Here is a 3,073-nt window from a genome sequence, read left to right on the forward strand (position 1 = left end):
GCAGCGTGGTTTTCACCTGCGCTTCATCGGCATAAGTGTTGATATTGAAATGCGTGCCCAACACCTCAACAGTTTGCAGGGCCGATTTTACCCTGAAAGGCATTGCTTTATTCTTAGCCACTTCAAAGTACCCCTCTCCGTTGAGTGTCACCTCTCGATCAACACCTTTGAATACCGTTGGATAAGTTATTGACGAAGCCGCATTAAGCCAAACAGTTGTACCATCGGGCAGGATGATCTTGTACTGGCCTCCTTTAGGTGTGGTAACCGTATTTTGAACGGCCTGCTCCTGCCCTGTTGCTTCGGCCTGGTAAACGATCTGTCCATTGGCTGTTTTAGTGATCTTAACACCGGCTTGTTTAGCTATCTGCCCGTTGTTAGCGTCATCAAGCGATATCGTTGTGCCATTAGCTAAAGTAAGCGTAGCCTTGTTAGTCCCAGGCACTATCTCTTTATAAGTATTTACTGCGAAATTATCGGCCTTATGATTGTTGCGAATAAAAAAGTAAGCACCAACCGAAATAAACAACAGAATTGAGGCTGCCACGGCGTACCTGATCCAGCCATATCTTGAAGGCAAGGTAACGGGCTTTTTTTCATACTGCGCTATTCTTTGATCAACTGTAGCTTTAATGGCATCTTTCAGGTGTGCGTAGTCGGCCTCGTTCTCTTCAGTAATGAGGTCATCATTTAAATCAAACAGGTTGTAATACGCTTCCAGGAATTTAATTTCTTCCGGTGTAGCCTCTCCAAGCCTGTACTTTGTTAGTATTTGTATAAAATATTGTTTGTTCGCCTCGTCCATTTACATCCTTTATATATACATGAGTCGGCAAAATGAAAATAGCCCACGTCAATTAAAAATATTTTTAAACTTTTTTTTGAAAAGAATACATAATTAAAGCCTAACGAATAAAATATCCGCAATAAAATATTAATATCGATAAAAATAATGCATCAATTCAAAAGTAAAAACGTTTTATCAACCTTTTTGATAAAAATAAAGCAGCACGTGAAGTAAGAAAAGTGATTTACGAAGTGTAGCAAGGGCCTTCCCCATCTGATTGCGGACGGTTTTGGGCGAGATCTGCAACTGATCGGCAATTTGCTGGCTTGAGAGGCCTTCATTAAAGCGCAAATTGAATATAATACGTTGCTGGGGCGGTAACGTATCTATAAGTTCATTAAAAGATTTCAAAAATTCGTCATGAAGTACATTGGCATCGGCTCGGCCAAGGGGGCTTTCAATTTCCTGTGCCGTATCGGGTAGGGCTGCATAGCGCGACTCCTTCTCCATGTATTTAAAAACACCGTTACGGGCAGCAACCAGCAAATAGGCTGGCAAATTTTCTATTGGCGATCTTGAGCCGCGCACCCATAACTGCACAAATACATCCTGGGCAATATCCTGCGCCCGCTCGGTATCATTAAGCCTTTTGTAAGCAGCATTATAAACCTGTTTCCAATACTTATTATATAAAGCATCGAAAGCAGGCTTATTACCTTCACTTAAAAGCGTTAGCAGTTCAGCATCGTCTGCTATATACAGATCATCAGGGACCATGTGTTTTTCAGAATTTTTGAGACAGTATATAATTTACATATACAAACATCATGGTGGCTTAATGTTTAGTTTAAATGTACCAACCCAAATATATGCTTTTATCGCTAAGATGTAAGCGCGATTTTTATTCAGCAATACTGTATGATGCCCAATTCTGATACTACCGGAACTGATGACCTTTCTGACCTCTACCCTTTAGAAGTTATTCTTTTAAAGAGCCTCCTCCAAAGGAGATTTAGAAGATGATTACTTTAACTTTTTCACCAACACATTAAAATCAACCCCAACAACCGGGATCTTTTTCCACGGCTCGGTTTCAGTGTCTTTGTGAAAGGTGCCGCCGTTAAACAAACCGCAGGCAAAACCAATATTTGAACCGGTTTTAGTTGTCAAAAACTCAATAGAAACTACAATATCTCCGGCTACCTTAACATTATATGGCGATAGATCTACTGTAATTAGCTGGTGATTATCCTGGTGATTATATTGTTTGATATAGCCTTTTATTTCGTCTTTAACCAAATTGGCTTCGTTTGGAAACTTCCCAGCCATTTGGTAAACATTCACTTTAAATGGGATGCTATCGTTTGAACGGTTTTGCGTGTGGAAACTTAGCGTCAGCAGTTGTACCTGTTTCTTACCGGCACTCATTTCAATGCCTACTTGTCTGCCTTTAACGGCATCGAAAGAAGTATTGGATGAGCCGGTTCGCAGCTTATTGCCTATCGTTTTGGTTTTATCCTGTGCAGATGCGCTGATAGTAACAAGGAATAAAAAGCATGCGGCAAATAATTTTACAAAATTTCGGGAGGATATTAGATTTAGCATAATAATAAGTTTTAGATGGATCTGATTTACAAGGTAGACGATGATGATAAACAAATGGTTGCAAGGCTGATCTGAATTTTTTATATGGTTACCCTTGTAGAAACGCATGACATGCATCTGCGGTTATTCATTTCCGGCCGCCTGTCCAAAAGGAGACGCATGTGATGCGTTTCTACGAAAAATCACTCCTTTTTAACAGCACTATTCCTGATAAAAATAACTGACATCAGTGCACCTAAAAAACCCAGCCCGGCGCATATGCGCATAATGTTGCCATAAACCGAAATAAACCCGTTGTGATAGGCAATTTCAACTGCTTTTTTATTGACCTCATCAATATTAGCGGGCACTTTGGCATTACCCAAATTCGCCGACTGCGCCATTACCTCCTTTTTATCTTTTTCGTTCAGCGGGAGTTTCTTTAATTCGCCCTGCATGGCACCCGAAAAAAAAAGTACAGCCAATGCACCAAAAATGGCATTGGCAAAAACGTTGGCAATACGTGTCATAGCATTATTGATGCCCGATGCAGTGCCCGAAAAATGATCACTCACCGATCCCATTACCGTTGCAGTAAGCGGTGCTACCGTCAAAGACATGCCCGAACCAAAAACAAGTACACCCGGAAAAAAGCTCGTCCAATAATCGGCAGGGCCGGCAGTTTGTTTTATGAATGATAGC

At 40.9% G+C, this 3,073-nt stretch carries 3 protein-coding genes and 1 pseudogene; all 4 read right to left on the minus strand.

Annotated features, from left to right (window positions below; genetic code table 11):
* Positions 1–805 (minus strand): FecR family protein (locus VF500_RS29615; protein ID WP_330863107.1); only part of this gene is annotated, 805 nt, incomplete at its 3' end.
* Between the two features lie 177 nt (positions 806–982).
* Positions 983–1,564, minus strand: a complete 582-nt coding sequence (locus VF500_RS29620) for an RNA polymerase sigma-70 factor (RefSeq protein ID WP_330863108.1) — start codon at positions 1,562–1,564, stop codon at positions 983–985.
* A 246-nt stretch (positions 1,565–1,810) separates the two neighbouring features.
* The gene (locus VF500_RS29625) at positions 1,811–2,392 is read right to left on the minus strand and encodes a hypothetical protein (protein WP_330863109.1); all 582 of its coding nucleotides are present in this window, start codon (positions 2,390–2,392) and stop codon (positions 1,811–1,813) included.
* 182 nt (positions 2,393–2,574) lie between these two features.
* Positions 2,575–3,073: pseudogene (locus VF500_RS29630) on the minus strand (MFS transporter); the annotation flags it as partial.

The organism is Mucilaginibacter sp. (genome assembly GCF_036383575.1).
GTDB lineage: Bacteria > Bacteroidota > Bacteroidia > Sphingobacteriales > Sphingobacteriaceae > Mucilaginibacter.

Bases quoted from the DNA above. Each gene is read 5' to 3' on its own strand.
- VF500_RS29625 (WP_330863109.1), bottom strand. From the start codon at position 2,392: ATGCTAAATCTAATATCCTCCCGAAATTTTGTAAAATTATTTGCCGCA.
- VF500_RS29620 (WP_330863108.1), bottom strand. From the start codon at position 1,564: ATGGTCCCTGATGATCTGTATATAGCAGACGATGCTGAACTGCTAACG.